At 66.2% G+C, this 24,912-nt stretch carries 24 protein-coding genes; 16 read left to right on the top strand and 8 right to left on the bottom strand.

The genetic code is table 11. From position 1 onward, the window contains the following. Positions 1-5 precede the first annotated feature (5 nt). Complete coding sequence (locus tag V6X73_RS05445; protein ID WP_367958603.1) at positions 6-998, top strand: NAD(P)/FAD-dependent oxidoreductase; 993 nt, start codon at positions 6-8, stop codon at positions 996-998. Here V6X73_RS05445 and dapE read toward each other — a convergent pair. Genes dapE through map form a run of 5 tightly spaced genes read right to left on the bottom strand, consistent with a single transcriptional unit; the run spans position 961 to position 7,647 of the window. Then, positions 961-2,115 carry a succinyl-diaminopimelate desuccinylase gene (gene dapE / locus V6X73_RS05450; RefSeq protein ID WP_367958602.1) on the bottom strand — a complete coding sequence of 385 codons (1,155 nt, stop codon included), beginning with the start codon at positions 2,113-2,115 and terminating at the stop codon, positions 961-963. The genes V6X73_RS05445 and dapE overlap by 38 nt on opposite strands. Before the next feature lie 11 nt (positions 2,116-2,126). Continuing rightward, entirely contained in the window at positions 2,127-2,945 is an 819-nt protein-coding gene (dapD, locus tag V6X73_RS05455) for a 2,3,4,5-tetrahydropyridine-2,6-dicarboxylate N-succinyltransferase (protein WP_367958601.1), read from the bottom strand. Positions 2,946-2,957: 12 nt separating this feature from the next. After that, positions 2,958-4,187 (bottom strand): succinyldiaminopimelate transaminase, encoded by a 1,230-nt coding sequence (gene dapC, locus V6X73_RS05460; RefSeq protein WP_367958600.1) that lies wholly within the window; start codon positions 4,185-4,187, stop codon positions 2,958-2,960. Then, complete coding sequence (glnD, locus tag V6X73_RS05465) at positions 4,177-6,888, bottom strand: [protein-PII] uridylyltransferase (RefSeq protein WP_367958599.1); 2,712 nt, start codon at positions 6,886-6,888, stop codon at positions 4,177-4,179. Before glnD ends, dapC begins: the two co-directional genes overlap by 11 nt. Beyond that, positions 6,889-7,647 carry a type I methionyl aminopeptidase gene (map, locus tag V6X73_RS05470; protein WP_367958598.1) on the bottom strand — a complete coding sequence of 253 codons (759 nt, stop codon included), beginning with the start codon at positions 7,645-7,647 and terminating at the stop codon, positions 6,889-6,891. Positions 7,648-7,811: 164 nt separating this feature from the next. On the opposite strand from map, the gene rpsB reads away from it, so the two are divergent. The 15 genes from rpsB to rnhB are packed head-to-tail and all read left to right on the top strand — an operon-like array spanning position 7,812 to position 21,952. Next, on the top strand, positions 7,812-8,717 hold the full coding sequence (gene rpsB / locus V6X73_RS05475; protein WP_367958597.1) for a 30S ribosomal protein S2: 906 nt from the start codon (positions 7,812-7,814) through the stop codon (positions 8,715-8,717). Between the two features lie 14 nt (positions 8,718-8,731). Beyond that, on the top strand, positions 8,732-9,616 hold the full coding sequence (gene tsf / locus V6X73_RS05480) for a translation elongation factor Ts (RefSeq protein ID WP_367958596.1): 885 nt from the start codon (positions 8,732-8,734) through the stop codon (positions 9,614-9,616). 10 nt (positions 9,617-9,626) lie between these two features. Continuing rightward, positions 9,627-10,346: a UMP kinase gene (gene pyrH / locus V6X73_RS05485; protein ID WP_367958595.1), complete on the top strand. Its 720-nt coding sequence runs from the start codon at positions 9,627-9,629 to the stop codon at positions 10,344-10,346. Between the two features lie 3 nt (positions 10,347-10,349). Next, complete coding sequence (frr, locus tag V6X73_RS05490; protein WP_367958594.1) at positions 10,350-10,907, top strand: ribosome recycling factor; 558 nt, start codon at positions 10,350-10,352, stop codon at positions 10,905-10,907. A gap of 25 nt (positions 10,908-10,932) precedes the next feature. Beyond that, positions 10,933-11,667, top strand: coding sequence for a polyprenyl diphosphate synthase (uppS, locus tag V6X73_RS05495; RefSeq protein WP_367958593.1), 735 nt, complete (start codon positions 10,933-10,935; stop codon positions 11,665-11,667). Between the two features lies 1 nt (position 11,668). Next, on the top strand, positions 11,669-12,481 hold the full coding sequence (locus V6X73_RS05500; RefSeq protein WP_367958592.1) for a phosphatidate cytidylyltransferase: 813 nt from the start codon (positions 11,669-11,671) through the stop codon (positions 12,479-12,481). After that, positions 12,478-13,686: a 1-deoxy-D-xylulose-5-phosphate reductoisomerase gene (locus V6X73_RS05505; RefSeq protein WP_367958591.1), complete on the top strand. Its 1,209-nt coding sequence runs from the start codon at positions 12,478-12,480 to the stop codon at positions 13,684-13,686. Before V6X73_RS05500 ends, V6X73_RS05505 begins: the two co-directional genes overlap by 4 nt. Further along, entirely contained in the window at positions 13,683-15,047 is a 1,365-nt protein-coding gene (gene rseP, locus V6X73_RS05510; RefSeq protein WP_367958590.1) for an RIP metalloprotease RseP, read from the top strand. The genes V6X73_RS05505 and rseP overlap by 4 nt, the downstream gene beginning before the upstream one ends. Positions 15,048-15,056: 9 nt before the next feature. After that, on the top strand, positions 15,057-17,351 hold the full coding sequence (gene bamA / locus V6X73_RS05515) for an outer membrane protein assembly factor BamA (protein ID WP_367958589.1): 2,295 nt from the start codon (positions 15,057-15,059) through the stop codon (positions 17,349-17,351). Further along, complete coding sequence (locus V6X73_RS05520; protein WP_367958588.1) at positions 17,352-17,903, top strand: OmpH family outer membrane protein; 552 nt, start codon at positions 17,352-17,354, stop codon at positions 17,901-17,903. Continuing rightward, positions 17,878-18,957 (top strand): UDP-3-O-(3-hydroxymyristoyl)glucosamine N-acyltransferase, encoded by a 1,080-nt coding sequence (gene lpxD, locus V6X73_RS05525; RefSeq protein ID WP_367958587.1) that lies wholly within the window; start codon positions 17,878-17,880, stop codon positions 18,955-18,957. The genes V6X73_RS05520 and lpxD overlap by 26 nt, the downstream gene beginning before the upstream one ends. Next, positions 18,954-19,436: a 3-hydroxyacyl-ACP dehydratase FabZ gene (gene fabZ / locus V6X73_RS05530; RefSeq protein WP_367958586.1), complete on the top strand. Its 483-nt coding sequence runs from the start codon at positions 18,954-18,956 to the stop codon at positions 19,434-19,436. The genes lpxD and fabZ overlap by 4 nt, the downstream gene beginning before the upstream one ends. Continuing rightward, complete coding sequence (lpxA, locus tag V6X73_RS05535; protein WP_367958585.1) at positions 19,433-20,209, top strand: acyl-ACP--UDP-N-acetylglucosamine O-acyltransferase; 777 nt, start codon at positions 19,433-19,435, stop codon at positions 20,207-20,209. The genes fabZ and lpxA (V6X73_RS05535) overlap by 4 nt, the downstream gene beginning before the upstream one ends. 8 nt (positions 20,210-20,217) lie before the next feature. Beyond that, positions 20,218-21,360, top strand: a complete 1,143-nt coding sequence (lpxB, locus tag V6X73_RS05540; RefSeq protein WP_367958584.1) for a lipid-A-disaccharide synthase — start codon at positions 20,218-20,220, stop codon at positions 21,358-21,360. Next, positions 21,353-21,952 (top strand): ribonuclease HII, encoded by a 600-nt coding sequence (gene rnhB, locus V6X73_RS05545; protein ID WP_367958583.1) that lies wholly within the window; start codon positions 21,353-21,355, stop codon positions 21,950-21,952. Before lpxB ends, rnhB begins: the two co-directional genes overlap by 8 nt. Here rnhB and V6X73_RS05550 read toward each other — a convergent pair. Genes V6X73_RS05550 through lpxA (V6X73_RS05560) form a run of 3 tightly spaced genes read right to left on the bottom strand, consistent with a single transcriptional unit; the run spans position 21,949 to position 24,868 of the window. Further along, positions 21,949-23,088, bottom strand: a complete 1,140-nt coding sequence (locus V6X73_RS05550) for a DegT/DnrJ/EryC1/StrS family aminotransferase (RefSeq protein ID WP_367958582.1) — start codon at positions 23,086-23,088, stop codon at positions 21,949-21,951. The genes rnhB and V6X73_RS05550 overlap by 4 nt on opposite strands. Next, on the bottom strand, positions 23,085-24,032 hold the full coding sequence (locus V6X73_RS05555) for a Gfo/Idh/MocA family protein (protein ID WP_367958581.1): 948 nt from the start codon (positions 24,030-24,032) through the stop codon (positions 23,085-23,087). The genes V6X73_RS05550 and V6X73_RS05555 overlap by 4 nt, the downstream gene beginning before the upstream one ends. Then, positions 24,029-24,868, bottom strand: coding sequence for an acyl-ACP--UDP-N-acetylglucosamine O-acyltransferase (gene lpxA, locus V6X73_RS05560; protein ID WP_367991066.1), 840 nt, complete (start codon positions 24,866-24,868; stop codon positions 24,029-24,031). The genes V6X73_RS05555 and lpxA (V6X73_RS05560) overlap by 4 nt, the downstream gene beginning before the upstream one ends. Positions 24,869-24,912 lie beyond the last annotated feature (44 nt).

Consider the following 24,912-nt stretch of genomic DNA (forward strand, 5'->3'; position numbering starts at 1 on the left):
TGCCAATGCGCATAGCCATCATCGGGGCGGGCATCGCCGGTCTGACCGCCGCCGGTGTGCTCAAGGCGGCGGGCCATCAGCCGGTAATCTTCGACAAAGGCCGTGGGCCGGGTGGCCGCAGCGTGAGCAAGCGCACCGACCATGGCGGCATTGACCTGGGGCTGCCTTATTTCACTGCGCGGGATCCGGCATTCCGGCAAACCGTTGATCAGTGGATCGAGGCGGGGGTGGTCGCACCCTGGTCCGTCGAGCCACGGGTGCTTCCCGAGCAGCAGCCGGCCCGGCCGCAGGCCCGGCTGGTCGCTGTCCCGCGGATGTCGGCGCTTGCCAGGCACCTGGCCGAAGGGCTCGATTTGCATTGCTCGGTGCAGGTCAGCGAGATCACCCGCGAGCTCACCGGCTGGGTGCTGCGTGAGCGCCAGGGCGAGTCGCTGGGCGAATTCGACGGGCTGATCCTCACCGCGCCGGCCCCCCAGAGCCAGTCCCTGCTGGCCGAGCCTTGTCCGCGTCTGGCCGCCAGGGCGGCCACGGCCCGGATGCAGCCCTGCTGGGCGGTGGGGCTGGTGCTCGAGGCACCGCTCGAGCTTGGTTTTGACGCCGGTTTCCCCAGTAGTGGGCCGTTGGGCTGGATCGCCCGTTCCGGCTCACGACCCGAGCGGCCGCATCTGCCCGAGATCTGGTTGCTGCATGCCACCGCCGCCTGGTCCGAGGCCAACATCGAATGGTCCCAGGATGCCGTGGGCGAGTGGTTGACCCAGGCCTTTGCCGATCTCATCAACCGTCACCCGGTGGTCACCGAACGGTTCGTCCACCGCTGGCGTTTTGCCCGGGCACGCGATGCACTCAAGGCCGAGGGCGGTTATCTCGAGTCCGAGGATATCCTGTGTGCTGGTGACTGGGTCAGCGATGGCACCCTCGAAGGCGCCTGGCAGAGCGGGCGGGCCGCCGCGCACCGGTTGCTCAGCCGGGTGGGTGCAGCGAGCCCAGTCGACGGATGATCGCCTCGTAGAGGTCGCTGAGTGCCGGGATATCGGCCAGCGCGACGTTCTCATCGGGCTGGTGGATGGTCGCGTTCACCGGCCCCAGCTCGACCACCTCGGCCCCCAGCGGGGCGATGAACCGGCCATCGCTGGTGCCCCCGGCGGTGTTGGCAACGGGGGTGAGTGCAAGCTGCTCGTGGATCACCGCCTCGACCGCGGCGCGCAGCTCACCGGCATCGCCACCGAACGGATCGGCCGAGTGCTTCCAGACAAAAGCCGCATCCGGCGCATGCGCGGCGGCGATCGCCTTGATGCGCCTCTGCAGGCCGGCGGCGGTGGACGCCGGCGAGAAGCGCAGATTGAACCGCGCCTGTGCCCTGCCGGGGATGATATTCACCGCATCGGTATCGGTATCGACTCCTGTGATCTGAAACCCGGTGGGCGGGAAGGCTGCCGTGCCCTCATCCCATCGCTCGGCGACAAGGGCGTTGAGCAGCCCCGCAAGCCGGTGGAGCGGGTTGTCGGCATGGGCTGGGTAGGCAACATGCCCTTGCCGGCCGTCAATCGTGACCTCGGCGCTCAACGAGCCGCGCCGGCCGATGCGGATGGTATCGCCAAGCCGCGCCTCGCTGCTGGGCTCGCCGACCAGACACCAGTCGATATCGCCCAGGTAGTCATGCAGTATCGGGGCCACGGCCCGGACCCCGTCCATGGCCGGCCCTTCCTCATCGCTTGTCAGCAACAGCGCCACGCGCAGGTGGTCGGGTGGGCCGGCGGCGGTCAGTCGCTCGCAGGCGGTAATAAACGCGGCGATGCTGCTTTTCATATCCGCAGCGCCGCGCCCGTAGAGGCGGCCGTCCCGTCGGGTGGGGGCAAAAGGCGGGCTCTGCCAGCGTTCTGCTGGCCCCGGCGGGACCACATCGGTATGGCCGACGAACAGCAGGCAGGGGCCGGCATCCCCCCGCACGGCCAGGAGATTGCTCACCTCGCCCCGCGAGAGGTCGTGACAGTCGAACCCCATCGCCTCGAGCCGGGACTGCAGCAGGGCCTGGCACCCGGCATCCGCCGGGGTGACCGAGGCGCGCTCGATCAGCGCCTCGGCAAGCTGCAAACTGGTGTCGTCGGCAAGGCGCATGGATCGGTGGCTCAGGGCCGCAGGAGTTCGTTGATGCCCACTTTGGCGCGGGTCTTGGCATCGACCTGTTTGATGATGACCGCACAGTAGAGGCTGTGGCTGCCGTCCTCGGCCGGCAGGCTGCCGGGCACGACCACCGCGCCGGGCGGCACCTGGCCGTAGACCACCTCGCCGGTCTCGCGGTTGTAGATCTTGGTGCTCTGGCCGATATAAACGCCCATCGAGATGACCGCACCCTCGCCGACGATCACCCCTTCGACGATCTCCGAACGGGCGCCGATAAAGCAATGGTCCTCGACAATGGTGGGGTTGGCCTGCAATGGCTCGAGTACACCGCCAATGCCGACACCCCCCGAGAGGTGGACCTGCTTGCCGATCTGTGCGCATGAGCCCACCGTCGCCCAGGTATCCACCATGGTGCCTTCATCGACATAGGCGCCGATGTTGACGTACGAGGGCATCAGCACGACCCCCGAGGCGATGAACGACCCGCGCCGGGCGGTAGCCGGTGGCACCACCCGGACGCCATCGGCGGCGAAGTCCTTGCTGTTGTAGTCGGCGTACTTCGGCGCCACCTTGTCAAAGTAGTCGGTCTCGCCGCCGCGGATCGGGGCGTTGGGCGAGAGACGGAAGGAGAGCAGCACTGCCTTTTTCAGCCACTGATTAACCTGCCAGCCGTCGGCGGTTTTCTCGGCCACCCGGGCACGGCCCTGATCGAGATCGGCGAGGGCGGTTTCGACGGCCTCGCGGACCTCGGCCGGCGCACTGTCAGGCCGGATCGAATCGCGGTTGTCAAAGGCCGTCTCGATGGTCTGCTGAAGGGTTGCCATGCAGGGTCTCCGTTAAGCGTAGGTCTGGATGAAGTTGCCGATGCGCTCGAGCGCATCCTCGCAGATGGCCTCTTCGGCCACCAGTGCCAGGCGGACGTAACCGGCGCCCGGGTCACCCTCGCGGCTGGGGCGCGAGAGGTAACGCCCCGGCAGGACTGTCACGCCGCTTGCCTGATAAAGCCCGCGGCAGAAGCCCTCATCATCGCCGCCGGGGACCGGCAGCCAGATATAGAACCCGGCCTGGGGGTCATGATACCCGGCCACCGGCTGGAGGATGCGCCGGGCGAGGGCAAACTTGCGATCATAGGCCCGGCGGTTGTCGCGGACGTGGTGTTCGTCGCCCCAGGCGGCGATGCTCGCGCTTTGCACATGCTCGGGCAGCGCGCAGCCCTGGTAGGTGCGATAGCGGCTGAAGCGCTCGATCAGCCGCGCATCGCCGGCGATAAAGCCGGACCGCAGGCCGGGGACATTGGAGCGCTTGGACAGGCTGTGGAAGACCAGACAGTCCTCGAATGCCGTCCGGCCCGCCGCCTGACAGGCCGCGAGCAGCCCCAGCGGCGGCTCGGCGTCCTCGCGGTAGAGCTCGCTGTAGCACTCATCGGCGGCGATGACAAAGCCGTGGCGTTGCTGGATGGCAAAGAGCCGCTCCCAGAAGGCGTGGCTCAGCACCCGGCCGTTGGGATTGCCGGGGCTGCATAGATAGATCAATCCGCAGCGGGCCCACTGGGCGTCGGTGATGGCGCCAAGGTCGGGCTCGAAGTCGTTCTCGGCCCGGGTGTCGAGCAGCACCGGCTCGCCACCAGCGAGCAGGGCCGCGCCTTCGTAGATCTGATAGAAGGGATTGGGCATGAATACCGCGGGCCGGTTGCCGGGCTCGACAAAGGCCTGGGTGACGGCAAAGAGCGCCTCCCGGGTGCCCGCCGCGGGCAGGACCTCGTGCGCCGGATCGGGACGGCCCGATGGCAGTGAAAACCGCCACTGCAGCCATGCGGCGATGGTCTCGCGCAACGCCGCCGTCCCGGTGGTCGCCGGATAGCGGCCCAGGCTCTCATCCAGACTGACGCGAAGCGCCTCGCCTACCATGGCCGGTGCCGGGTGCCGGGGCTCGCCAATCGAAAGGGGAATCGCGCCCCGGCCCACCGGCGGCGTGGCATCGGCGAGCAGCGAGCGCAGCCGCTGGAACGGATAGGGCTGGAGCCGGTCGAGGCGACCGGTGGATGGATGGGGGCGCTCAGACACCATCACCCCGTCGCATGATGTCGGCCTCGGCTTCGAACGTCCCCAGCAGATCCGCGCGCAAGTCCTGCCGTGTGGCGCTATCGAGCGGCTGGTTGTCGGCATCGGTGATGAAAAATACATCTTCGGCGCGCTCGCCGATGGTGGCGATCTTGGCGTTCTGCACGCGAATGCCGTGGCGGGCAAAGATACAGCCCACCTGGGCGAGCAACCCGGGCTGGTCGCCGGTGATCAACTCCATGGTGGTGCGCTCGTTACCCCGGTCTTCGCCAAAGTCCACCTGGGTCGGGGTGTTGAAATGCCGCAGGCGCCGGGGCAGCACTCCGGTGCGCGGCTGTGGCAGCGCCTCGGGGTCGCGCAGCAGCCCGGTCAGCCGCTCGCGGATGGCCGCATGACGGGCATCGCTGTCGGTCGGCTCGCTCGGGTCATCCTCGACCAGAAAGCTATCGAGGGTGTAGCCGTTGGTGGTGGTGATGATGCGCGCATCGAGGATGTCCATGCCCAGCTGGTCAAATCCCGAGACCGCCAGGGCAAAGATATTGTCCCGGTCGCGGGTGTAGATAAAGACCTCGGTGGCGCCGCGCTGGGTGTCGGGTTCGATCAGCACCAGGGGCTCGTGGGCGGCACTGCCGGCGGCGTGAATGGCGGCGGTATGCCAGGCCACCTCTTCGGCGGTGTAGCGAAGAAAGTAATCGGGGGTGAAATGCCGCCAGATCGAGCGCACGGTCATGTGATGCAGCCCTCGCGAGCGCAGCAGCTCACGGGCCCGACCCTGGGCTTCACGCACCAGTTCATCCTGGTCGATGGGACGGCCCAGGCCGCGCCGAAGGGCCCGGGCGGTGCGGCGATAGAGCTCGAGTAACAGCGTCGCCCGCCAGCTGTTCCACAGATGCGGGTCGGTGGCGCGAATATCGGCGACGGTGAGCAGATACAGATGGTTGAGATGGTTGATATCGCCCATCTCGGCGGCAAATTCGTCGATCACCGCCGGGTCGGTGGTATCGCGCCGCTGGGCGGTCATGGACATGAGCAGATGCTTGCGCACCAGCCAGGCGACAAAACGGCAGTCATAGCGCGACAGCCCGTGCTGGAGGCAGAACGCGTAGGCATCCTCGGCGCCTAGTTCGGAGTGATCACCCCCCCGGCCCTTGGCGATGTCATGGAAAAGCCCGGCAAGATAGAGCAGCTCGGGCTTGGGCAGCCGGCCATGGATTTCGCTTAAGAAGGGGAACTCATCGTGGTGCTCGCTCACACCCAGACGCCGCAGGTTGCGCACCACCATCAGGGTGTGGGTATCCACCGTGTAGACGTGGAACAAATCGTACTGCATCCGTCCGGTGATCCGCGCAAAGGCCGGGATGTAGCGCCCGAGGATGCCGTGGACGTGCATCCGCCGCAGGGCATGGGTGATGCCCTCGGGCTGGCGGAGGATTTCCATGAAAAGCGTCCTCGCCCGCAGGTCGCGGCGGAAACGATCATCGATGCGGTCGCGGTTTTCGCGCAGCAATCGGATGGTTGCTGCGCGAATGCCGCGGATCGCCGGGTGTTGCTGCATGAGCAGGAAAAGCTCGAGCATGGCAAACGGATAGCGGCGAAAGACGTTGCGGTGGGTGACCTCGATAAAACCGCGTTTGACCTGGAAGCGCTTGTTCAAAAGCTGCGGGCGCTCGTCGATGCCGGCGTAGAGGATGGTCTCCTGGTAGAGCTGCAGCAGCATCTCGTTGAGCCGGTTGAGCCGCTTGATCACCCGAAAGTAGCGCTGCATGAACTGCTCGACCGCCAGGGTATGGTCGGCATCCTTGTAGCCGAACTGCCGGGCCAGCTCGCTTTGGTAGTCAAAAAGCAGCCGGTCCTCGCGACGGCCGGCGACGATATGCAGGGCAAAGCGAATATCCCAGAGAAAATGCTGCCCCTGGCGCAGGTCCTCGAGCTCGGCCCGGGTGAGGAATTTCAGATCCACCAGATCATCCAGCGAGTCGGCATTGAAGTGGCGTTTGGCCACCCAGCCGATCATGTGGATGTCGCGCAGTCCGCCGGGGCTTTCCTTGAGGTTGGGCTCGAGATTGTACGAGGTGTCCTCGAAGCGGCGGTGGCGCTGCTGCTGTTCGGCCCATTTGGCCTGGAAAAACTGTGGCCCCGACCAGATGCGAAGCGGCCCGGTGGCCTGCTGCATGGCCTCGAAAAGCGCCCGGTCACCGATAATCGGGCGCGATTCCATCAGATTAGTGGCCACGGTGATGTCCTTGGTCGCTTCGCTGACGCACTCTTCGATGGTGCGCACGCTGTGGCCGACCTCGATGCCCACATCCCAGAGCCGGGTGACAAAATCCCGAAGCCCTGACTCGAGCCCCTCGACTGGATCGGCGGGGATGATGATCATCAAATCGGTATCCGAGCCCGGATGGAGCTCGCCGCGGCCATAGCCGCCCACCGCGGCGAGGCAGGCCGTGTCGGCATGGTCGTTGAGACAGATCGGCCACAGCCGGCTGACCACCGCATCCATCACCCGGGCGCGCAGCGGCACGAGCTCGGCGGCGGGGGTGCCCTCGAGAAACCGGGCGGCGAGGGTGTCGTCGGCCTCGCTCAGGGTTTGTTTGAGCAGCGTGGCCGGGTTCTGGTCGGGTTGGCGCAGGGCGGCATCCAGCCGGTCCTCGTCGAGCAGCTGACGATCCAGCTCGGTGGCAGGGGACTCGGCAACGGCCGCCATTCAGTCCGCAGCGCTCAGGGTGAGGATATCCACGCCATCGTCGGTCACCGCCACGGTGTGTTCCCACTGCGCCGAGAGACCGTGATCCTTGGTCACCACCGTCCATTGATCGCCCAGCAGCCGCGTCTCGCGACGGCCGGCGTTGATCATCGGCTCGATGGTAAAGGTCATTCCCGGGCGCAGCGGCTCGCCGGTCCCCGGCTTGCCGTAGTGCAACACCTGGGGGTCTTCGTGAAAGCCCTGACCGATGCCGTGGCCGCAGTACTCGCGCACCACCGAGCAGCCCCGGGATTCGGCCAGGGTCTGGATGGCGTGGCCGATATCGCCGAGCGTGGCCTCGGGCCGGACGGCGGCAATGCCTGCATCCAGGGCCTCGCGGGCCACATCGGTGACGCGGCGGGCCTGGATCCCCGGCTCGCCGGCAAAGTACATCCGGCTGGTGTCCCCATGCCAGCCATCACAGATCACCGTCACATCGATGTTGAGGATGTCGCCGCGTTTGAGTTTCTTGCTGCCGGGGATGCCATGGCAGATCACATGATTGACCGAGATGCAGGTGGCCTTGGGAAAGCCGCGATAGTTCAGCGGCGCCGGGATGCAGCCCATGGCCTCGATTTTTTCGTGGCACAGCCGGTCCAGCTCGCCGGTGGTCACCCCGGGGCGGACGTGCTCGCCGATCATGTCGAGCACTTCGGCGGCGCGACGGCCGGCCTCGCGCATTTTTTCGATCTCTGCCGGGGTCTTGATGGTGATGCCCATGGAGCCAACGAAATTGTCGATACAAGCGCTCTATGGTATAAACGCGGCGCCCTCGGGGCAATGCAATCAAAATTCCACACATACACCGACACGGTTGGCGGGGTGCCTTCGGGTTGTCAGCTGCGGGTGTATGGAGGCCTAACCCACCACAAGGAGATACCGACATGGCCAAAGTGTCCATGCGTCAGATGTTGGAGGCCGGTGTTCATTTCGGCCACCAGACCCGCTATTGGGATCCGAAGATGGCCCCTTACATCTTCGGTGAGCGCAACAAGATCCACATCGTCAACCTCGAAAAGAGCCTGCCGCTCTACCAGGACGCGGTGAACTATGCCGGCAAACTGGTCGGCAACGGCGGACGCATCCTTTTCGTCGGCACCAAGCGGGCGGCCCGCGACGCGGTGCGTGAAGAGGCCGAGCGCTGCGGCATGCCCTATGTCAACCACCGTTGGCTCGGCGGCATGCTCACCAACTTCCGCACGGTCAAAAAATCGATCCGGCGGTACAAAGAGCTCCAGGAGCAGCAGAAAGACGGCACCTTCGAGAAGCTCGGCAAACGCGAGGTCCTCAGCCTGCAGCGCGAGATGGACAAGCTCGAGCGGGCGTTTGGCGGCATCGTCAACATGGAATCACTCCCGGATGCACTGTTTGTCGTCGATGTCGGCTACGAGAAGATCGCCGTCCAGGAGGCGCGCAAGCTGGGCATTCCCGTGGTGGCCGTGGTGGATACCAACAACAGCCCCCGCGAAGTGGACTATGTGATCCCGGGCAACGATGACGCCATCCGGGCCATTCGGCTGTATCTGCACGGTGTGGCCGATGCCATCATCGATGCTCGTATGACAAGCGCCAAGGCGCCGACCAGCGGCGGTGACGAGTTTGTCGAGCTGCCCGCCGACGGCGCGGCGGCAGATGCCGGGGCTGCCGAGAAAGCCGCGGCCGAGCCGGCGGCCACCGAGCCTGCTGCTGCCGAGCCGGCCGCCGCCGAGCCGGCCGCCGCCGAGCCGGCCGCGACATCGGACGATGCCGAGGCCAAGGGCACCGAGGGTGCCGAGCAGAACGAGAAATAACGGGGATAGAGTTCATGGCGATTACCGCACAATTGGTCAAGGACCTGCGCGAGCGAACCGGCGCGGGGATGATGGAGTGCAAAAAGGCGCTTGTAGAAACCGACGGCGACATGGATGCCGCGGTCGAGTTCATGCGCAAGCGCGGCCTGGCCAAGGCCGACAAGAAAGCCGACCGGGTAGCCGCCGAGGGCGCGGTGGTGGCTGCCATTGCCGAGGATGGCCGCAGCGGCGCGCTGGTCGAGATCAACAGCGAAACCGACTTCGTCGCCAACGGCGATGACTTCCAGGCCTTTGCCGCCAAGGTGGTCGGCCGGATCCTGGCCGATGCACCGGCTGACCTCGAGGCGCTGATGAGTCTGCCCCTCGAGTCCGGTGGGCCGGATCTCGAGACCGCGCAGAAAGAGCTGATCGCACGCATTGGTGAGAACATCCAGGTGCGCCGCTTCGAGCGCTACGCCACCGACACCGGGCAGGTGTTCAAGTACCTCCATGGCAGCCGTATCGGCGTGCTGCTCGAGCTCGAGGGCGGTGATGAGGCGCTGGGGCGGGATCTTTGCATGCACATCGCCGCCAGCCAGCCGGTCTGCGTGGCCGTGGATGACGTGCCCGCCGAGCGCCGCGAGAAAGAAAAAGAGATCCTGGTCGCCCAGGCGCGCGAGTCTGGCAAGCCGGACGAGATCATCGAGAAGATGGTCGAAGGCCGGCTTCGCAAGTGGCTGGCCGAGATCACCCTCCTGGGCCAGCCGTTCGTCAAGGACCCGGACCAGACCGTCGAGGCGTTGCTCGAGGCGCATGGTGCGCGGGTCGTTCAGTTCACCCGCCTGGAAGTGGGCGAGGGCATCGAAAAGCGCGAGGAGAACTTCGCCGAAGAGGTTGCAGCCACGATTCAGGGCAGTTGAGGGAAACGCCATGGCGGAACCGGTCTATCGTCGCATCCTGCTGAAACTCAGCGGCGAGGCACTTCTTGGTGACGCCGACTATGGCATCGACCCGGCGGTGTTGCGGCGTCTCGCCGCCGAGGTGCATTCCCTGGTCGACCGCGGTGTCGAAGTGGCTCTGGTCATCGGTGGAGGCAACATCTTTCGGGGCGCGGGCCTGGCCGCCGCCGGCATGGACCGGGTCGGGGCCGATCACATGGGTATGCTCGCCACGGTCATGAACGGCCTGGCCATGCAGGACGCCCTCGAGCACGAGGGCGTTTTTACCCGGGTAATGTCAGCGATCAAGATCAACCAGGTCTGCGAGGATTACATCCGCCGTCGGGCCATTCGTCATCTTGAAAAGGGCCGAGTGGTGATCCTTGCCGCCGGCACGGGCAATCCGTTTTTCACCACCGACTCGGCGGCCAGTCTGCGGGCGGTGGAAATCGGCGCGGATGTCATGCTCAAGGCCACCAAGGTCGATGGCGTCTACTCGGCCGATCCGGTCACCGATGAGGGGGCGCGGCGCTACGAGCGGCTGACCTACGATCAGGTCCTCGATGAACGGCTGTCGGTGATGGATGCCACCGCCATTGTGATGTGCCGCGACGAGAACATGCCCATTATAGTGTTCGACATCAACCGACCCGGGGCGCTCGCCAGCATTGTCGATGGTGAAAACGTCGGTACCCGGGTGGAGAGGGGATGAATCATGATTGACGAGATTACCCGGGATGCCGATCAGCGCATGGATAAAAGCGTTGAGAGTCTGAACACCGATCTGCACAAAATCCGCACCGGCCGGGCCCACACCAGCCTGCTCGATCAGGTCACGGTGAGCTACTACGGCACCGAGGTGCCGCTCAATCAGGCGGCCTCAGTCGCGGTCGGCGACGCCCGGACGCTAGTGATCACCCCGTTTGAGAAGTCCATGATCGCGCCCATCGAAAAGGCCATCATGGAGTCCAACCTGGGGCTGACGCCCAATACCGCCGGCCAGACGATCCGTATCCCGCTGCCGCCGCTGACCGAGGAGCGGCGACGCGATCTGGTCAAGGTGGTCCGCAGCGAGGGTGAGCAGGCCCGGGTGGCGGTGCGCAACATCCGTCGCGATGCCAACAACGACCTCAAGCAGTTGCTCAAGGAAAAGGCAATCACCGAAGACGAGCAAAAGCAGGCCGAGGATCGCATTCAGAAGCTCACCGACAAGCATGTTCAGGCCATTGACGAGCTCCTCGCCGCCAAGGAAGAGGAGCTGATGGCGGTCTGAGGGCCACCGGCCGGCAGTCACTTTTATGACCGACGCATCCCGCGAAGTGCCACGGCATGTGGCCATTGTCATGGATGGTAACGGGCGTTGGGCCGCACAGCACGGCGAGGCGCGTCACTACGGACATCGTGCCGGTGCCGAGTCGGTCCGCCAGGCGGTTGAGACCTGCGCCCGCGCCGGCGTCGAGGCGCTGACGCTGTTCGCCTTCAGCAGCGAGAACTGGCAGCGCCCCGCCTCAGAGGTGAGCATGCTCATGGAGCTTTTCATGCGGGTGCTCGACCGCGAGACCACGCGACTGCATGAAAACGGCATCCGTTTGCAGATCATTGGCGATCGCAGCCGGTTGTCAGAGAAGCTGCAGACGCGTTGTCAGGCGGCGGAGGCGCTGACCGCCGATAACGAGCGCATGGTGCTCAACATCGCCGCGAGCTATGGCGGGCGCTGGGACATCGCCCAGGCGGCCCGCCGATTGGCCGAGGCCGTGGCGGCCGGCGAGCTGGCCCCCGAGGCCATCGACGAGGCAATGGTCGGCGAGCGGGTCTGCCTGGCCGGCCTGCCCGATCCGGATCTTTTCGTCCGCACCGGCGGGGAGCAGCGGATCAGCAACTTTTTGCTCTGGCAGCTTGCCTACACCGAGCTCTACTTCACCCCGGTACTCTGGCCCGATTTTGATGCTGTACAGATGACCCGGGCGCTGGAGTGGTACGCCGGCCGCGAGCGGCGGTTCGGCACCGTCCGGATATCCGAGGATCTGGACTGAGATGCTGCGTCAGCGGGTGATCACCGCAATCCCGCTGGCGTTGGTGGCGGTGCTGGCCATTGCTGTGCTGCCGCTTGCCGGGTTTGCGCTGGCGCTGGGGGTTGTGATGTTGATCGGCGCCCACGAGTGGGCGCGGCTGAGTGACCTCGGCGGGGCGCCAGCGCGGCTTTTCTTCGCCCTGGTGCTGGGCGGGGCGTTGCTGTTGCTCTGGCACTATCGGGTGGATGGCCGGATGGGCTGGGCATTACCCGGGGTTTTGTGGTGGCTCGCCGTGTCGATGTGGGTCGTCGCCCAGGCGCGCCGGCAGCAGCCGGTGATGCTCCCGGCGGTGCTGCGTCTGGCGGCGGGCATGATCACCCTGGCGCTCGCCTGGCTTGCCATGGTGCGCCTGCAAAGCGAAGGGCCCTTCTGGATGGCGCTGCTGCTGGCACTGGTCGCCGGCGCGGATATTGGCGCCTATCTGAGCGGCCGCCGCTATGGCCGACGCCCCCTGGCACCGGGGATCAGCCCGGGCAAAACCGTTGAGGGCCTGGCCGGAGGCCTGGTCATGGCGCTGGTGCTGGCCACGGTGGTCTTCGCGGCCGGCGGTCGGGCCGGGCTGGCCTTGCCCTCGGTGGCCTGGCTTTTGCCGGTTGCGGTGCTGGTGGTCCTGCTTTCGGTGGTCGGCGATCTTGCCGAGAGCCTGCTCAAGCGTCAGGCTGGCATAAAAGACAGCGGTGCCATCCTGCCCGGTCATGGCGGGATCCTGGACCGGATTGATGCATTGATCGCCGCCGCCCCGATTTTGGCGGCGGCAGTAATGAGGATTGGATGAGCAACACCATCCAGCGAATCGCCATTCTGGGAGCCACCGGTTCGATCGGAACCAGCACCCTGGATGTCATCACCCGCCACCCCGGGGATTTCGAGCTGCATACCGTGACCGCCCACCGGGATGTCGCGGGGATGGAGCGGATCTGCCGAGCGCACCACCCCGCACGCGCGGTGATGGCCGACCCTGACTCGGCGGCCGCCCTGGCGCGACGGCTGCAGGATCTCGATGGCGTCGAGGTGGCGTCCGGGGATCAGTGCGTTGCCGCCGCCGCCGCCGATCCGGCGGTGGATACAGTGGTTGCCGCCATTGTGGGGGCGGCGGGGCTAGCGTCGTGCCTGGCGGCGGTTGAGGCCGGCAAGAAAGTCCTGCTCGCCAACAAAGAGGCGCTGGTGGTCGCCGGTGAATTGGTCATGGCCACCGCCAGCCGAACCGGTGCCCGGATCCTGCCGGTCGACAGCGAGCATAACGGAGTCTTTCAGTGTCTACCCGGACGGGCCGATGCCCCCCATGGCCATGCCGGGCTTGCCGAAGCCGGGGTGACGCGATTGATCCTCACCGCCTCGGGGGGGCCGTTTCGTGAGCGTGACCCGGCGACCTTTGCCCAGATCCGGGTCGACGAGGCCTGTGCCCATCCCACCTGGCGCATGGGCCGGAAGATCTCGGTGGACTCGGCAACCATGATGAACAAGGGCCTGGAAGTCATTGAAGCCTGTCGGTTTTTTCAATGTCAAAGCGATCAGGTCGGCGTCGTGATCCACCCGCAAAGCCTGGTCCATGCCCTGGTTCAGTATCGGGATGGTTCGACGCTGGCGCAGCTGGGGGCACCGGATATGCGAACCCCCATCGCCCACGCCCTGGGCTGGCCCGGGCGGCTGGACTCGGGGGTGGCGCATCTGGATATCACCCGCCTGGGGCAGCTCGATTTCCTGCCCCCGGACGGGCGGCGTTTTCCCTGCCTGGAGCTGGCGCGCGACGCCCTCGAGGCGGGCGCCACCGCCACCGCCGCACTCAATGGTGCCAACGAAGCGGCCGTCGAGGCGTTCATCGGCGGGTCGCTGCGCTTTGATCGCATCCACGCGGTGATCGAGCAGACCCTCGAGCACATGGATCGCCGTGGCGACGCGAGCCTGGATGATCTGGTCGATTGCGAGCAGTGGGCGCGGACGCATGCCGCCGACTGCATCCGACAGTGGGGTGTTGCATGAGCTGGTTGATCAATGTGCTTGGCTTTTTGCTGGTCATCGGGGTGTTGGTCACGGTCCATGAGTTCGGTCACTTCTGGGTGGCCCGACGGGTGGGCGTCAAGGTGCTGCGATTCTCGGTCGGCTTCGGCCGCCCGCTGTTGCAGCGTCGCGGCGCCGATGGCACCGAGTATGTCCTTGCCGCCATCCCGCTTGGTGGTTACGTGAAAATGCTCGACGAACGCGAGGCGCCGGTCGAATCCGACCAGCAGAGCCAGGCCTTCAACCGCAAGCCGCTGTGGGCGCGCAATGCTGTGATTGCCGCCGGCCCGGTGTTCAACTTTGCCCTGGCGGTTATCGCCTATTGGCTGGTGTTTGTCATCGGCGCGCTGGAGCTCCGGCCCGTTCTGGGGCCGGTCATCCCGCAGTCGCCGGCGGCCGAAGCGGGGCTGCAGGAGGGCGATGAACTCAAGCGCATTGGCGGCGTGCGGGTCGAGGCCTGGGATCAGGTGGCCATGGCCATGCTCGATGCCTCGGATCGTGACGATATTCCGGTAACGGTCCAGCGGCCGTCCACCGGCTCGACCACGCTGCGGCTCGACCTCGATGGGGCCAATGTTTTGCAGGACGGCACCGATGTGCTCGAGCAGATCGGGCTCCAGCCCTGGCGGCCGGTCATCGAGCCGCGCATTGCGCGGGTTGTCGAAGGCAGTGCGGCCGCGGATGCCGGGCTGGCCGAGGGTGATGTAATCCGGCAGATCGGACCGACCCGGACCAAGGCCTGGGGGGATCTGGTGGATGCCGTCCGGGACCGCCCGGGCGAGCGTGTCACCGTCATCGCCCGGCGCGATGGCAGTCGCATCACCCGCGAGGTAGTGCTTGGCAGCCGCGGCGAGGGTGAGCAGCGCCGGGGCGTGCTGGGGGTGGTCCCGCGGCTCGACGAAGAAGCCTACGCCGGGATGCGCCACGAAGTCCGCGAGGGCCCGCTTGCCGCGGTGCCGCGGGCGCTGGACGCCACCTGGCGGGGCATGACACTGACGGTGCGGGTACTGGTGAAGATGGTGGTCGGCGAAGCGTCGGTGAAAAACCTCAGCGGCCCGATCAGCATCGCGCAGTATTCCGGTGATTCGGTATCGCTGGGGCCGGTGCCTTTTCTGAAGTTTCTGGCAATCGTCAGCATCAGTCTTGGTATCCTTAACCTCATGCCGGTACCGATCCTCGATGGGGGGCATCTGCTCTACAACGCCATCGAGTGGGTGAAAGGACGGCCGTTGTCCGAAGCCGCCCAGGGGGTGGGGCAGCAGATCGGTATGGCACTATTGTTTATGTTAATGGCGCTTGCCTTCTACAACGACCTCAACCGGCTTTTCGGCGCCGGGGGCTGACAAGGGCGGATGATGCGAACACGACTGGCCGCATTGCTTTTTAGCTTTTTCATCCTGGGTACGGCCCAGGCCTTTACCATCGAAGAAATCCGTATCCGGGGGCTCGATCGGATTGCCGAGGGCACGGTGCTCAACTACCTGCCACTGGATGTGGGTGACGAACTCGATGGCACCGACAGCGCCGACGCCGTGGAGGCGTTGTTTGATACCGGTTTTTTTGATGATGTCGAACTGCTCCGGGACGGCAATGCGCTGATCATCCAGGTCGCCGAGCGCCCGGCGATTGCCCGGATCGAATTCATCGGCAACGACGCCATCGCCGGGGACCGTCTGCGCGAGGGGCTGGCCGGCGCCGGGCTGGGTGAGGGGCAGAGCTTCGACCGGTCGTTGCTCGCGACCATCGAGCGCGAGCTCGAGCAGCAATACTTTGCCCTTGGCTATTACGATATCGACGTCCAGAGCACGGTCTCGCCGCTGCCGCGCAACCGGGTCGGGCTGCGGCTCGACATCGAGGAGGGTGAGCCGGCGTCGGTCCAGCCCATCCGTTTTATCGGCAACCGGGCCTTCGACACCGACGAGCTGCGCGACCGCTTTGAGATGGGCCCGGCACCGTGGTGGGCATTTCTCTCGAACCGCGACAAGTATTCACGCGAACGCCTGGCGGCGGATCTGGAGCGGCTGCGGGCGTTCTACCGCGACCGCGGTTATGCCGATTTCGACATCGAGTCCACGCAGGTGACCATCAGCCCCGACCGCCAGCGCATCCATGTCACGGTCAATATCGATGAAGGGGTGCAGTACACCGTCGGCGATATCGAGCTGGCCGGTGAGCTCATCTATGACGAGGCCGAACTCCGGCCGCTGCTGGCCATTGAATCGAGTGAGATCTTCAACCAGCGCGGGATCACCCGCACGATCGAGGCATTGCGCGAGAAGCTCGGCGAACGCGGTTATGCCTTTGCCCGCATCAACCCGCTGCCGGAGCTGCGCGAGGCCGATCAGACGGTGGATCTGACCTTTTTTGTCGATCCCGCCGAGCGGGTCTATGTCCGCCGCATCCGAATCAGCGGCAATGAAACCACCCGGGATGACGTCATCCGCACCGAGTTGCGGCAGTACGAGGGTACCTGGCTGTCGACCAAGGATCTGCGCGACTCCGAGTCGCGACTGGGCCGGATGGGGTTTTTCAGTGATGTGCGCATCGACACCCCGCGGGTGCCGGGGACCAGCGACCAAGTGGATGTCGAGGTCAATGCCACCGAACGGCTGTCGGGCAGTCTGCGCGCCGGTGTGGGCTTTGGCACCGACCAGGGTGTGATCCTCAACCTGGGCATCCAGCAGGATAATGTCTTCGGCACCGGTGACCGGGCCGAATTCGTCGCCAACAGCGATGACTCGGATACCACCTACCGGCTTTCCTATCTCGAGCGCAACTACACCATGAGCGGCATCGACCGGCGCTATGCGGTGTCGTTCCGCGACCGCGATGCCGACGAGGCCGATCTGGCGGACTACGGGCTGCAGACGGCGACCGCCTCGTACGGCTATCGCATTCCGGTGACCAGCAACGACCGGGTCGGCGTGGATGTGGAATACGATGATGTCTCGCTGGAGTTCAACAACCCCAGCAACATCCAGCGCGATTTTGAAACCCGCAACGGCCCGGACAACACGGTGATCCGCACCAACCTGTCGTGGACGCGGGATACCCGCAATACGGCGATATTCCCCACCGCCGGTGCCCGTCAGCAGACCCGGCTCGAGGTGGCCCTGCCGGGTGTGTCCGACCTTGAGTACTACCGACTGAGTTACGAGCAGTCCCGGTATGTCGCCCTCAGCGAGCGCTTCACGCTGGTGCTCGATGGCACGCTCTCCTACGGCGATGCCTATGGCGAGGGCGAGACCTTGCCGTTTTACGAGAACTTCTACGCCGGCGGCATCACCACCGTGCGTGGCTATGAGAGCAACTCGCTGGGCCCGCGGGATGACAATGACGACCCCACCGGGGGCAATCTGCGCCTTCTTGGCCGGGCCGAGGTGCGCTTTCCCATTGCCGAGGACAGCGATGGCAACAATCTGCGGGTCTCGACCTTTGTCGACGCCGGTCAGGTATGGGACCGCGATCGCGAGGCGGCGGAGGGCCCCGGCGATGTGAGTCTTTCGGATCTTCGCTATGCAGCCGGCCTGGGGCTGGTGTATTACTCGCCCATCGGCCCGCTGACCATGAGCGTGGCCCGCCCGCTGAATGACGAACAGGGCGATGAGACCCAGTTTTTTCAATTCACCATTGGTGCGTTCTTTTAAATGGCCAACAACCAAGCATTCTGGATCAAACCACTGGCATTGCTGCTCCTGGCGCTGGGGGTGATGGGCACGGCGGTGGCCCAGACCGTGCAGGATCTGCGCATCGGTTACGTCAACCCGGGGCGGGTCTCCGACGAAGCGCCCCAGGCAGATGCGGCCCGCGAGCGACTCCAGCGAGAGTTTGCACCGCGGGATGAGCAGATCGTCGCCATGCAGGAGACCCTCCGGGCGCTAGAGGACCGGCTCGCCGAACAGCGCATGACGCTGGACGCCGAGGCCGAGCAGGAGTTGCAGCGCGAGATCGTCACCCGCCGCCGGCAGATCCAACGCCAGCAGGAGGCCTTCCGCGAAGACTTCAACATGCGCCGCAATGAAGCCCTTGGCGATCTCCAGCAGCGCATACTGCGAGTGGTCGAGTCGTTCGCCGCCGAGCAGGGGTATGACCTGGTGGTCAGCGACGGTGTGGTCTTCGCCAGCGATGCGGTCAACATCACCGACCGCATCATCGAGCGGCTGCAGCGCCAGTATGAACAGCAAAACGCCGCCGAGTGATCCGGTGCCGTCCCCCGGGCCGAGACAACTGACGCTGGGCGAACTGGCCTCGGCCACCGGGATGGATCTCGATGGCGGGGCCGAGGCCGCGGTCGATCGGGTCGCCTCGCTGCTCGAGGCCGGCCCGGGGGCGGTGAGCTTTCTGGCCAATACCCGGTATCGCCGGCAGCTTGCCCAGACCCGCGCCACGGCGGTCATCCTGCACCCTTCGGAGTCGGTCGAGGGCTATCCCTTCCGCATTCTCTACTCGCGCAATCCCTATTTTGACTTTGCCCGGGTGGCCCGACTGCTCAACCCGCTGCCGGCGGTGCAGCCGGGGATCGCGCCCTCGGCGGTGGTGGCCGCCGATGCCCGGGTGGATGCCGCAGCCGAGATCGGCGAGGGCGTGGTGGTGCAAAGCGGTGCGGCAATCGGGCCGGGCTGCCGGATCGGCCCGGGGGTGGTGATCGGCAGCGATGCCCGGCTGGGGGCCGACTGTCGAATCGAGGCCAACGCCGCCATCCTTGCCGGGGTTCGACTGGGCGATCGGGTGCATGTCCAGGCCGGCGCGGTGATTGGCAGTGACGGCTTTGGCTTTGCCCGGGGTGAACACCACTGGGAAGCGGTGCCACAGCTTGGCGCGGTGATCATCGAGGATGATGTCTGTATCGGGGCCAACACTACGGTGGACCGCGGCTCGCAGGGGGATACGGTCATCGAGCAGGGATGCAAGCTCGATAACCTGGTTCAGGTGGCCCACAATGTGCGGATTGGCGCGCATACGGTGATCGCCGCGAACACGGGGATATCCGGCAGCACGGTGATCGGGTCGTGCTGTACGATTGGCGGCGCCGTGGGGATTGCCGGGCATCTGGAGATCGCCGCCGGGACCACGCTCACCGGCATGGCCATGGTCACCGGCAGCATTACCGACCCGGGGATCTACTCATCGGGCGTGCCGGCGTCTCCCAACCGCGAATGGCGCCGGAACGCGGTTCGTTTCGGGCAGCTGGAGGGGCTAGTCCGGCGCGTCGAGCAACTCGAAAAAACCCTGGGGGCGGGAGACAAAGAGTGACAGATCAGACAACCACCGCGGCGCGGACGCTCGATCTCAACGGGATCAAGCGCCGTCTGCCGCATCGCTATCCCTTCCTGCTGGTCGATCGGGTGGTGGACTACACCCCGGGCGAGTCCTTGCAAGCAGTGCACAATGCCAGTGCCAGCGCCTGGTGGGTACCGGGGCATTTTCCGGGCGAGGCCATCATGCCCGGCGTGCTGCTGGTCGAAGCGCTCGCCCAGGCCTGCGGGCTGCTTGCCTTTGTCACCCGCGAGGCCGAGCCCGACGCCGAGCTGCCACCCGAGGCCCCGCTTTTCTACCTGGTCGGCGTGGATGAGGCGCGGTTTAAGTCCCCGGTGGTGCCCGGTGATGCGGTGTCGCTGGCCGTCGAACTCGATCGCTTGGTCCGGGGCATCTGGCTTTTCAAAGCCCGGGCCGAGGTGAATGGCCGATTGGCGGTGAGCTGCGGGATTCGCTGCACCATGAGGGCATCGTGACCGGCATCGATCCCACTGCGGTGGTCGACCCGGAGGCCCGGCTGGCCGATGACGTGGTGGTGGGCCCGTATGCGGTGATCGGCGCCGGGGTACAGATCGACAGCGGTTGCTGGGTCGGCCCCCACGCGGTGATCAACGGCCCGACCCACATCGCCGCCGACTCCCGGGTGTTTCAGTTCGCCTCGGTGGGCGAGGTGCCGCAGGATAAGAAATACCACGGCGAGGAAAGCCGGCTGGAGATCGGCCGGCGCAATACCATTCGCGAGTGTGTGACCATCAACCGCGGAACGGCGGATGGCGGTGGCACCACGCGACTCGGCGATGACAACTGGATCATGGCCTACGTGCATATCGCCCATGACTGCCAGGTGGGCAACGGCGTGGTCTTTGCCAATGGGGCATCGCTGGCCGGTCATGTCGAGGTGGGCGATCGCGTCACCCTGGGTGGATTCAGTCTGGTCCACCAGTTCTGCCGTCTGGGGCAGGGCTGCTTTACCGCGATGGGCAGTTGCATCCGTCAGGATGTGCCCCCCTGGGTGATGGTGGCCGGTGATCCGGCCGAGCCCCATGGCACCAACAGCGAGGGGCTGCGGCGCCAGGGGTTTGATCAAGCCGCCCAGCAGCGTCTGCGTAACGCCTATCGGCTTTTGTACAAACGCGGTCTGCGGCTTGCCGAGGCGCTCGAGACCATCGAGGCCGAGGCGCAGGGGGATCCGGCGATCATGGAGTTTCTGGCCTTTCTGCGGGCATCCCCCCGCGGCATTGTGCGCTGAGCCCGGCGATGCGGATCGCAATGGTCGCCGGAGAACCCTCCGGGGATTATCTGGGCGGCGGGTTGATCCGCGCCCTCAAGGCCCGCTACCCCGACGCCCGGTTCGAGGGGATCGGCGGCCGGCACATGACCACGGCCGGGTTGCAGAGCCTGTATCCGCTCGAGTCGTTATCGGTCATGGGGCTTGTCGAGGTCATCCGCCATCTGCCCCGGCTGCTGGGGATTCGACGGGTGCTGCGGCAGCGCTGGCGGGCCGATCCACCGGATCTCTTTATCGGCGTGGATGCCCCGGATTTCAATCTGGAACTCGCCCGCCGGCTGCGCGAGACGGGGCGACCGACCGTTCAGTACGTCAGCCCGACGGTCTGGGCCTGGCGGGAGGGGCGATTGAAGGGCATACGACAGGCCGTCGATCATGTCCTTTGTATCTACCCCTTCGAGGCCGAGTTCTACGCCGAGCGGGGGATAGCGGCGAGTTTTGTCGGCCACCCGCTGGCTGATCAGATTCCGTTGACGCGGGATGTCGCCGGGGCCCGGGCCGCCCTGGCCATCCCTGAAAAGCCCCTCTGCCTGGCGGTCCTGCCGGGCAGTCGGCGCAGCGAAATCGATCGATTGTTGCCGCTTTTCCTGGCCGTGGGGCAGCGGTTACTCGCCTCGCACCCGGGACTGCATCTGGTCATTCCCGCGGCGACACCGGCACTCTCACCGCTCATCGAGCAGGCCGTGGCCCAGGCCGGGCTCGAGGCCCATTGCACCACGATCGAAGGCGGCGCCCAGACGGCGCTGGCCGCTGCGGATGCCGCGGTCGTCGCCTCGGGGACGGCAACGCTCGAGGCGATGCTTGTCGGCTGTCCGGCGGTGATGGCCTATCAGGTCAATCGGCTGACCGCCGTGCTGGCCCGTCGGTCGGTGCGCATCCCGTACTTTGCCATGCCCAATCTGATGGCCGGCGAGATGTTGATGCCCGAGTTCATCCAGGAGCAGGCCACTCCCGCGGCCATTGCCCCGGCGGTGGAGCGCCTGCTGACCGACCCGCAACGCGCCGGCGCGCTGGCCGAGCGGTTCAATACGCTGCACCAGCGCTTGCGTTGCGGCGCCGGCGAACAGGCCGCCGAAGTGGTCGCCACCCTGCTCGAGGGCCGGCGTGGATAGCCGCCTGCCCGACCCGGGGGTCGCCGGGGTGGATGAGGTCGGCCGCGGCCCCCTGGCCGGTCCGGTGGTGGCCGCGGCGGTGATTCTGGATGCCGACGCCGAGCTGCCGGGATTGCGCGACTCGAAAAAGCTCACCGCCGGCCGTCGTGGGGTGCTGGATGAGATGATCCGGCAACGCGCCCGGGCATGGGCGATTGGACTGGCCGAGGTCGAAGAAATCGATCGGCTCAATATCCGTGGCGCGACCCTGCTGGCCATGCAGCGGGCGGTGCATCAGCTAACCCCCGCCCCGCGATTGGTCCTGGTGGATGGACGGGATGTTCCGCCGCTGCCCTATCCCGCCTCGGCGGTGGTGGGCGGCGACAATGCCGTGGCAGCGATTGCCGCGGCCTCGATCGTTGCCAAGGTCCACCGCGATCGCCTCATGCAGGCGTTGCACGAGCGCTATCCCGATTATGGGCTTGATCGCAACATGGGCTATCCATCGGCCCACCACCGGGAACAGCTCCAGCGCCTGGGGCCAAGCCCCGCCCATCGACGCAGCTTTGCGCCGGTGGCCCGGGCGCTGCGCGGTGACGCCCCGGGCGGTTAGGCGCCGCGCAACACCTCGATGATGCGGTCGGCGTCCGCATTGGCGAGCTCTGGATAGATGGGCAACGAGAGGCAGCGCTCGGCGGTGGCTTCGGCCACGGGCAACTCCGCCGCCGGGATGGCAACCTGGCCCGGGCCGGTGCCGTTGAAGGCCGCCTGTCGATGCAGTGGCACCGGATAGTAGACCGCCGAGGCGATGTGATGATCGTCGAGCCGCTGCATGAGCGCGGCCCGGTGGTCGCTGTCGCGGCAGAGCAGGGTGTACTGATGGTAGACGTGGCGGCCGATGCCGTCCTCGGCCGGTAGGGTGAGATCAGCCGCGCCAGTGAGTCCCTCGCTGTAGCGATGCGCCACGCGTCGGCGTTCATTGTTGAATTGATCGATATGCGGCAGCTTGGCCCGCAGGATCACGGCCTGGAGCTCGTCGAGCCGCGAGTTGTAGCCAATCCGGTCGTGGTAGTAGCGCCGGTGGCTGCCGTGGTTGCGAAGGGCGCGCAGCTGCGAGGCGGCGGCTTCGCTGGTGGCGGTCACTAGGCCGCCGTCGCCGTAACCGCCCAGGTTTTTGCTGGGGAAAAAGCTAAAGGCCCCGGTCGTGCCCATTGCGCCGGTCATCACGCCATCCACATCGGCGCCAAAGGACTGTGCACAGTCTTCGACGATCTCAAGGCCGTGGCGCGCCGCGATGGCGTTCAGCGCTGGCATGTCCGCCGGCTGGCCAAACAGGTGGACAGGGATGATGGCCCGGGTCCGCTCGGTGATCGCCGCCTCGACAGCGGCGGGGGCGAGGTTATACGAGCGCGGGTCGATATCGACAAACCGGGGCGTGGCGCCGACATAGCAGATGGCCTCGGCGGTGGCGATAAAGCTAAACGGCGTGGTGATGACCTCGTCGCCGGGCTGGACCCCGGCGGCGAGCAGGGCCAGGTGCAGGGCATCGGTGCCCGAGGCAACGGCAACGGCATGAGGGACGCCCAGGTAGTCGGCGACGGCCTGTTCCAGTGCCTGGACGTTGGGCCCGAGGATGAAGCGCGCCTCATCCAGGGCCTGGCTGAGGCCCGTGTCGATGGCCTCGCGCAGCAGCGGGTACTGGGCGGTGAGATCCACCATGGGGATGGGTCGGGGGGCTGGCTCATTCATGGCCGGTTTCCGTTGAGTTGCTTGCCGATGTCAATCGCCGCCGCCAGCGCCCGGCGTCCATCCTCGGCGCTGACCACCGGCGACTGGCCGGTTCGTATGGCATCGACAAAGGCATGGATTTCGTCGGCGAGCGCATCCCGGGCGGTGGCGTCGATGCGTTGGTGGCTGATCTGCTCCATGGTGGGTGGCCCCGGGGCATCGGCCTGACGGCGCTGGATATCCAGCCGGGCATGCTGCAGATCCAGCGAAAAATAGGCATTGGGCTGGAAGATGCGCATGCGGCGCTCCGCCTTGGGGCTCACCCGGCTGGCGGTCACATTGGCGATGCAACCGTTTTCAAAGCGCAGGCGTGCGTTGGCAATGTCGATGTCCTCGGCGATGACCGGCGCACCACTGGCGTCCATGTGGACAAGCGGCGCGTCCACCAGCTCGAGGATCAGGTCGATGTCATGGATCATCAGATCAAGGACAACGCTGACATCCGCCCCCCGGGGGTTGAACGGGGCGATGCGGTGCGACTCGATGAAAAGCGGACTGGTGAGCCGCTCGGCGGCGGCCACCATGGCCGGGTTGAAGCGCTCGAGATGGCCCACCTGCACGATGCAGTGATGGTCCGCTGCCGTGGCGATCAGCGCATCCGCCTCGGCCAGGGTGGTGGTGATCGGCTTTTCGATGAGCAGGTGCACGCCGGCGCGCAGCAGCGGCATCGCCAGGTCATGGTGCAATCGGGTGGGGCTGACGATGCTTGCGGCATCGATCTGCTCGGCAAGCGCATCCGTGTCGGCCAGGGCGCGACAGTCGAGCTCGGCGGCCACCGTCTCACGCCGGACCGGGTCCGGATCCACCACCGCCACCAGCTCGCAGTCGGGGTGCGCGGCATACTTCTGGGCGTGGAAGCGGCCCAGGTAGCCCACCCCGATGACGGCCACCCGAAGACCGCTCATCGGACCAGCCCCCGATCGCTGCCTGTCATGAACGCCACCAGGGCCTCGATCCACGGGGTCGCCAGGCCCGGGTCGTCGGCGATGGCCTGTCGGGCCTGTTCCAGCGTCAGCCCGCGCCGAAAAACGAGATCATAGGCCTGGCGAATGCGCCGGCGTTCGCCGGCATCCAGGCCGGCACGCTGCAGGCCGCGATGGTTCAGGCCGCGCAGCCGTGCCCGGTTGCCGGTAACGGTGCAGTAGGGCGCCACATCCTGTGTCACCACCGCGCCACCGCCGACCATTGACAGCGAACCGATGCGGACAAACTGATGGACACCGCAGACCGCCGAGATATAGGCGCGATTCTCCACCTGCACATGGCCGGCCAACTGGCTGGCGTTGGAGATGGTCACCCGATCGCCGATGCGGCCGTCGTGACCGATATGACTGTAGGCCATGAACAGGTTGTGGCTGCCAATGCGCGTGACGCCGTCTTCCTTGGTGCTCGCCCGGTGGGCGGTGAAGAATTCGCGAAACCGGTTGTCGCTGCCGATGACAAGTTCGGTGGGCTCACCCGCGTAGCCGTCATCCTGTGGCGGCAGACCCAGGGTGACGTGGGCGGCCAGGTGGTTGCGTGGCCCCAGACGGAGTGGCCCTTCCAGCACCGCGTGGGGCCCGACGATCGTCCCGGCCCCGATGCGCACATCGGGGCCGATCACGGCATAGGCGCCGACTTCGACACCCGCCTCGAGCTCGGCTTGCGGGTGGATGACGGCCGTTGGGTGGATGTCACAATCCGGCATGCGCGCATGATGGCCGAAAGCGGATCCGACCACCAGCCCATCGCTGGTCGCCACTTGCATCGGCGGGGTACGATAAACGCTTCCAGAATCAGGCAGAC

The sequence above is a fragment of the Spiribacter pallidus genome (assembly GCF_040838495.1).
Lineage (GTDB): Bacteria > Pseudomonadota > Gammaproteobacteria > Nitrococcales > Nitrococcaceae > Spiribacter > Spiribacter pallidus.

Excerpts from the sequence above, each read along its gene's own strand:
- V6X73_RS05445 (WP_367958603.1), top strand. The coding sequence starts at position 6 with ATGCGCATAGCCATCATCGGGGCGGGCATCGCCGGTCTGACCGCCGCC.
- pyrH (WP_367958595.1), top strand. The coding sequence starts at position 9,627 with ATGGCGGAACCGGTCTATCGTCGCATCCTGCTGAAACTCAGCGGCGAG.
- dapD (WP_367958601.1), bottom strand. The coding sequence starts at position 2,945 with ATGGCAACCCTTCAGCAGACCATCGAGACGGCCTTTGACAACCGCGAT.
- rpsB (WP_367958597.1), top strand. The coding sequence starts at position 7,812 with ATGGCCAAAGTGTCCATGCGTCAGATGTTGGAGGCCGGTGTTCATTTC.
- rseP (WP_367958590.1), top strand. The coding sequence starts at position 13,683 with ATGAGCTGGTTGATCAATGTGCTTGGCTTTTTGCTGGTCATCGGGGTG.
- V6X73_RS05550 (WP_367958582.1), bottom strand. The coding sequence starts at position 23,088 with ATGAATGAGCCAGCCCCCCGACCCATCCCCATGGTGGATCTCACCGCC.
- dapE (WP_367958602.1), bottom strand. The coding sequence starts at position 2,115 with ATGCGCCTTGCCGACGACACCAGTTTGCAGCTTGCCGAGGCGCTGATC.
- glnD (WP_367958599.1), bottom strand. The coding sequence starts at position 6,888 with ATGGCGGCCGTTGCCGAGTCCCCTGCCACCGAGCTGGATCGTCAGCTG.
- lpxD (WP_367958587.1), top strand. The coding sequence starts at position 17,878 with ATGAACAGCAAAACGCCGCCGAGTGATCCGGTGCCGTCCCCCGGGCCG.
- map (WP_367958598.1), bottom strand. The coding sequence starts at position 7,647 with ATGGGCATCACCATCAAGACCCCGGCAGAGATCGAAAAAATGCGCGAG.
- frr (WP_367958594.1), top strand. The coding sequence starts at position 10,350 with ATGATTGACGAGATTACCCGGGATGCCGATCAGCGCATGGATAAAAGC.
- tsf (WP_367958596.1), top strand. The coding sequence starts at position 8,732 with ATGGCGATTACCGCACAATTGGTCAAGGACCTGCGCGAGCGAACCGGC.
- dapC (WP_367958600.1), bottom strand. The coding sequence starts at position 4,187 with ATGGTGTCTGAGCGCCCCCATCCATCCACCGGTCGCCTCGACCGGCTC.
- V6X73_RS05555 (WP_367958581.1), bottom strand. The coding sequence starts at position 24,032 with ATGAGCGGTCTTCGGGTGGCCGTCATCGGGGTGGGCTACCTGGGCCGC.
- V6X73_RS05500 (WP_367958592.1), top strand. The coding sequence starts at position 11,669 with ATGCTGCGTCAGCGGGTGATCACCGCAATCCCGCTGGCGTTGGTGGCG.
- bamA (WP_367958589.1), top strand. The coding sequence starts at position 15,057 with ATGATGCGAACACGACTGGCCGCATTGCTTTTTAGCTTTTTCATCCTG.
- uppS (WP_367958593.1), top strand. The coding sequence starts at position 10,933 with ATGACCGACGCATCCCGCGAAGTGCCACGGCATGTGGCCATTGTCATG.
- lpxB (WP_367958584.1), top strand. The coding sequence starts at position 20,218 with ATGCGGATCGCAATGGTCGCCGGAGAACCCTCCGGGGATTATCTGGGC.
- V6X73_RS05520 (WP_367958588.1), top strand. The coding sequence starts at position 17,352 with ATGGCCAACAACCAAGCATTCTGGATCAAACCACTGGCATTGCTGCTC.
- V6X73_RS05505 (WP_367958591.1), top strand. The coding sequence starts at position 12,478 with ATGAGCAACACCATCCAGCGAATCGCCATTCTGGGAGCCACCGGTTCG.